General features: G+C 65.9%; 4 protein-coding genes and 1 pseudogene (1 of these 5 cut by a window edge). All 5 read right to left on the bottom strand.

Annotated features, from left to right (window positions below; translation table 11 throughout):
* Positions 1 to 852 (bottom strand): annotated as a pseudogene (locus ACFE99_RS20585) (site-specific tyrosine recombinase XerD) (it extends 87 nt beyond the left edge of the window).
* On the bottom strand, positions 849 to 1472 hold the full coding sequence (locus ACFE99_RS20580) for an NUDIX domain-containing protein (RefSeq protein WP_375488262.1): 624 nt from the start codon (positions 1470 to 1472) through the stop codon (positions 849 to 851). The pseudogene ACFE99_RS20585 and the gene ACFE99_RS20580 overlap by 4 nt, the downstream one beginning before the upstream one ends.
* Positions 1465 to 3222 (bottom strand): CTP synthase, encoded by a 1758-nt coding sequence (locus ACFE99_RS20575; RefSeq protein WP_375488261.1) that lies wholly within the window; start codon positions 3220 to 3222, stop codon positions 1465 to 1467. The genes ACFE99_RS20580 and ACFE99_RS20575 overlap by 8 nt, the downstream gene beginning before the upstream one ends.
* A gap of 182 nt (positions 3223 to 3404) precedes the next feature.
* Positions 3405 to 4349, bottom strand: a complete 945-nt coding sequence (locus ACFE99_RS20570) for a copper transporter (protein WP_375488266.1) — start codon at positions 4347 to 4349, stop codon at positions 3405 to 3407.
* 12 nt (positions 4350 to 4361) lie between these two features.
* Positions 4362 to 4672, bottom strand: a 311-nt coding sequence (locus ACFE99_RS20565) for a SteA domain-containing protein (protein WP_375488260.1), incomplete at its 5' end; no start/stop codon positions are given.

Raw genomic sequence — 4672 nt, 5'->3', positions numbered from 1 at the left:
GAGCAACTCCTGCACCACACGACCGTCGGCGCCACCGTCGAGCAGGTGGGTGGCAAACGAATGCCGCAGGGTGTGTGGCGACACTTTCGAGGTGATGCCGGCACGGTCGGCGGCATCCTGCAACACCTGCCAGGCGCTTTGCCGCGACAACCGCCCGCCGCGGGCGTTGAGGAACATGCTGGGCGTGCCCCGGCCACGACGAGCCAGTTCCGGGCGTCCCCGCACCAGGTAGGCCTGCAGCGCTTCCACAGCCGGGCGACCGACCGGCACCAGCCGCTGCTTGCCGCCCTTGCCGCGCAACAGCACCGACCTGGCATGTGTGTCGATGTCGTCGACATCGAGCCCAACCGCTTCGGAAATCCGCGCTCCGGTGGAGTACAAGAACTCCAGCAGCGCCCGGTTGCGCAGAGTCAACGGGCCGTCCGACGGACTGTCGCCGCCGGCCGCCGCCAGCAGGGCCAGCACCTCGTCGATGGTCAGACTCTTGGGCAGCCGCCGGCCGGGGGTCGGTGGCTTGACTTCCCGCGCCACATCCACGTCGGTCAGGCCCTCGGCGGCGGCAAACCGGTGCAACCCGCGCACCGCGATCAGGGCCCGCGCCGCGGACACCGCCGACAGCGGCGACGCCCCCGCATCGGGATCACCGCGCCGCAGCGCAACGAGAAATTCGCTGACGTCGTCCTCACTGACCTTGGCCAGATCGTCGATGCCGCGCACTGCCAGGTGCTCGAGGTAGCGGCGCAGGTCGCGGCGGTAGGAACTCAACGTGTTGGCAGCCGCGCCCCGCTCGATCGTCAGGTGGTCGAGATAGCTCTGCACCTGCGACTCGAGCGGCGGCGCCAACGATGTCATCGCCCGGCCTGTCGCGCGGCGAACGCCGTCGGTTTGTCGAGCCACGGCGCGTCCACCGGCCGGGGCTGCGCGAGGCCCTTGCGGACCGCGAATGCCGCCAAAATCCCGGAAACGGCAAGCGAATTGACGATCTCTCCGCTGAATACTCGACGCACCGCTTCGGTGAGCGGATACCACTGCAACGTCATATCGGCTTCTTCGTCATGGCCTTCGGGCCGTCCGACGTCGGTCAATCCGGTGGCCAGATACACCCGCACCGACTCGTCGCTGAAGCCCGGTGTGGAATCCAGATCGGCCAGCACCTGCCACGTGTCCGCCTTAAGCCCGGCCTCTTCCTGCAGCTCGCGGGCGGCCGTCAGATGTGGTGCCTCGCCGTGGACGTCGAGCAGCCCGGCCGGCAGCTCCCAGAGCCGGCGACCGAAGGGGTGACGGTACTGGTAAACCATCGGGATGTTGTCGTCGTCGTCCAGGGCGACGACGCCCACTGCGCCGTAGTGCTCGACCACTTCACGGTTGACGATCTTGCCGCCGGGCATCAGGACCCGGTCCTCGCGGAGCGCGAAAATCTTTCCGGTATGCAGGATTTCGGACGATATTGTCTCGAAGACGTGTTCACCCACGGGCGACCGGTTCGGGCTCAGGAAGCGGCTGCCCGACGCCGGCCCGGGGTTCGTTGCCGTTAGGCCGCTGCTCGGGAATCTCCACCGGCAGCCGCTCGGCCGCCTTGTAGTCGATGGCGGCGCCGACGAACGCAACGAACAGCGGATGCGGCCGGGTGGGACGGCTCTTCAATTCCGGGTGCGCCTGGGTACCGACGACGAACGGATGGACCTCCGGCGGGTATTCGACGAACTCCACCAGATGGCCGTCAGGCGAGGTTCCGGAAAACCGCAGGCCGCTCTCGGCGATCTTGTCCCGGTAGGCGTTGTTGACCTCATAGCGATGCCGGTGCCGCTCGGAGACCTGTGTCGCCTGGTATGCGCGTGCGACAATCGAATCCGGTTCCAGCACAGCGGGATACGCGCCCAGCCGCATGGTGCCACCGAGATCTGCCTCGCCGGCGACGATATCTTCTTGGTCGGCCATGGTGGAGATGACCGGGTCTGGGGTGGCCGGGTCGAACTCTGCCGAATTCGCTTGGGTGAGGCCCACCGAGCGGGCGGCTTCGATCACGATGCACTGCAACCCCAAACAGAGCCCCAGCACCGGTAGGCCTCTGGCTCGCGCATAGCGGATCGCGCCGATCTTGCCTTCGATGCCGCGAATCCCGAACCCGCCGGGGATCAGCACACCGTGCACATCGCTCAAAGCGGCCGCCGCGGCACCGGCATCTTGGCAGTCATCCGATGCTACCCAGCGCATTTCCACCTTTGCCCGGTGCTTGAATCCGCCGGCGCGCAGCGCTTCGGTGACCGACAGATACGCATCGGAGAGGTCAACGTACTTGCCCACCAACGCGATTCGCACCGTCTCTTGCGGCTCGTGCACTTTGCGCAGCAAGTCGTCCCATTCGGTCCAGTCGACGTCGCGAAACGGTAGATTGAGTCGGCGCACCACGAAGGCGTCGAGCTCCTCGCGGTGTAATACCTTGGGGATGTCGTAGATCGACGGCGCGTCCGGGGTCGAGATCACACCGTCGATGTCGACGTCACACATCAGGGCGATCTTGTTCTTCAGCGGCTCAGGAACGTCGCGGTCGCAGCGCAGGATCAGCGCGTCCGGGGTGATACCGATGCTCCGTAACGCCGCCACCGAGTGCTGGGTGGGCTTGGTTTTCAGCTCGCCCGAGGGCGCCAGATACGGCACCAGCGACACATGCAGGAAGAAGACATTCTCCCGGCCGAGGTCGTGCCGGACCTGGCGGGCCGCCTCCAGAAACGGCTGCGACTCGATATCGCCAACGGTGCCGCCGATTTCGGTGATGACGACGTCGGGGCGATTGCCTTCGGCATCGGGCTCGGCCATAGCCAGGATGCGGCTTTTGATTTCGTCGGTGATGTGCGGGATCACCTGGACGGTGTCGCCGAGATACTCGCCGCGCCGTTCTTTGGCGATGACCGACGAATAGACTTGGCCGGTAGTTACATTCGCAGATCCGGAAAGGTCCCGGTCGAGAAAGCGCTCATAGTGGCCGACGTCGAGGTCTGTTTCGGCACCGTCCTCGGTGACGAAAACCTCCCCGTGCTGGAACGGGTTCATGGTGCCCGGGTCGACGTTGAGGTACGGGTCGAGTTTCTGCATGGTCACCTGCAACCCGCGGGCGGTCAGCAATTGTCCGAGACTGCTGGCGGTCAGCCCTTTGCCCAGCGAAGAGGCCACGCCGCCGCTGACGAAGAGGTGCTTGGTGGCGCTCTGCGGGTGCCTGCGCAAGATAGCCACCTCCGTGAAGACGGGCAGGACTACGCTTTTTGTGCTGCTACGCACTTGGGCCTGCCGACCCACGGAAATCCACCCTAACACCGACGGCGCCGCGCCGTCGTTGACACGCCCCGGCTCAGGCTTGATTGCCCGGCTTCTCCTCCCGCCGCTGCGCGGCGCGCATCGGCGCCGGGCTAAAGCGCGACGGTGAGCGACGTGGCGCCGTGACCCATTCCGTACTGACCGGTACGACCGCCGTTGATGAGGTCGTGTAGACCCAGCACCACGGTGATCCGCCCCGACTCGGCGTCGACGTCATCGACGGTGGTAATCGCCGACGCCATGCCAGGATCGGCGCGGGTCACGGCGACCGCAGCGGTCCCGCTGGCCGATCCATCGCGACCGGCCAAGACCGTGCCGGTGCCATGAGGTGCGAGGGCGGCGGCGAACCGCGCCACGCTGACGCCTTGGTTTCCGGCGTCGTCGCCAAGCCCGCCACCGGTGATCACCACGGCTGCGTTTGCCGCCCCGATATGCGCGTCGGACGGGTAGGAGATGAAGCCGGTGTCGCGAAGTGCCGCGAGCACGACGTCCCGTTGCGCGTCATCGACGGTGGGCACCGCAGGATCGCGGTTGATCAGCAGCGCGATACCGAGCAAATCACCGGCCTGCGAACCTTGGTCGACCAGCTTGGTGCTCAACTGCGCGCCGGCCGGCACGATCGACGAGTTGACGACCGAGCGCAGCTTCTCCGCCGAGTTGGCCTCGACGAATTCCTGAGTCAGCGAAACCCTTCCGCTCACCGCTGCCCCGGCCTGGCCCATCAGTTTCGACACTGCTTCCACATCGTCGTCTTTGGCGTCCGGGGTGCGGAACATGATCACCGACTTGCCCGCGAGTGCGCCGTGGACGATGTGCCCTGCCATCTGTGAAGTGAAGTCGTTTGAAGCGCTGAGCTTTTCGTTCAGCGCATTCTTCTGGTCGTTAAGCGTGTCGATCTGAGCGTGCAGATCCCGCTTCTCGGCCCGCAAGCCGGCCAACACCGTGTCAGACAGCAGGCCCGACCCTAAGACAACGCCGAGCGCCAGCGCCATGAACACCGCGGCCAGCGAAATAGCATGGTGGCGTAGGGATATCACCGTCAACGCCGCCTAAGTGATCCGGCCCTGCACCCAGAGGGAGAAGCGGTTCCAGTACTCGACGACCCAATGCATCACCACGGCGTCGGCGCGCGACACCCACAGCACCGCGATCACTGCGATCAGCATCGTCAACACCAAAAGCGCGACGGCGCCGGCCGACATATGGCTGCGATACAACGTGGCGACCGCCTTGGCGTCCACCAGCTTTTCTCCGACCCGCAGCCTGGTCAGGAACGTCGACGGATTGCTGGCCACGCGTGTGCGATCAAAGAACGTCTCGATGTTGGCGGTATGCCCGGCCGTCACCAACAGGGCCGCAC

The organism is uncultured Mycobacterium sp., from assembly GCF_964249325.1.
GTDB lineage: Bacteria > Actinomycetota > Actinomycetes > Mycobacteriales > Mycobacteriaceae > Mycobacterium.
This window is presented reverse-complemented; position numbering and strand designations above follow the sequence as displayed.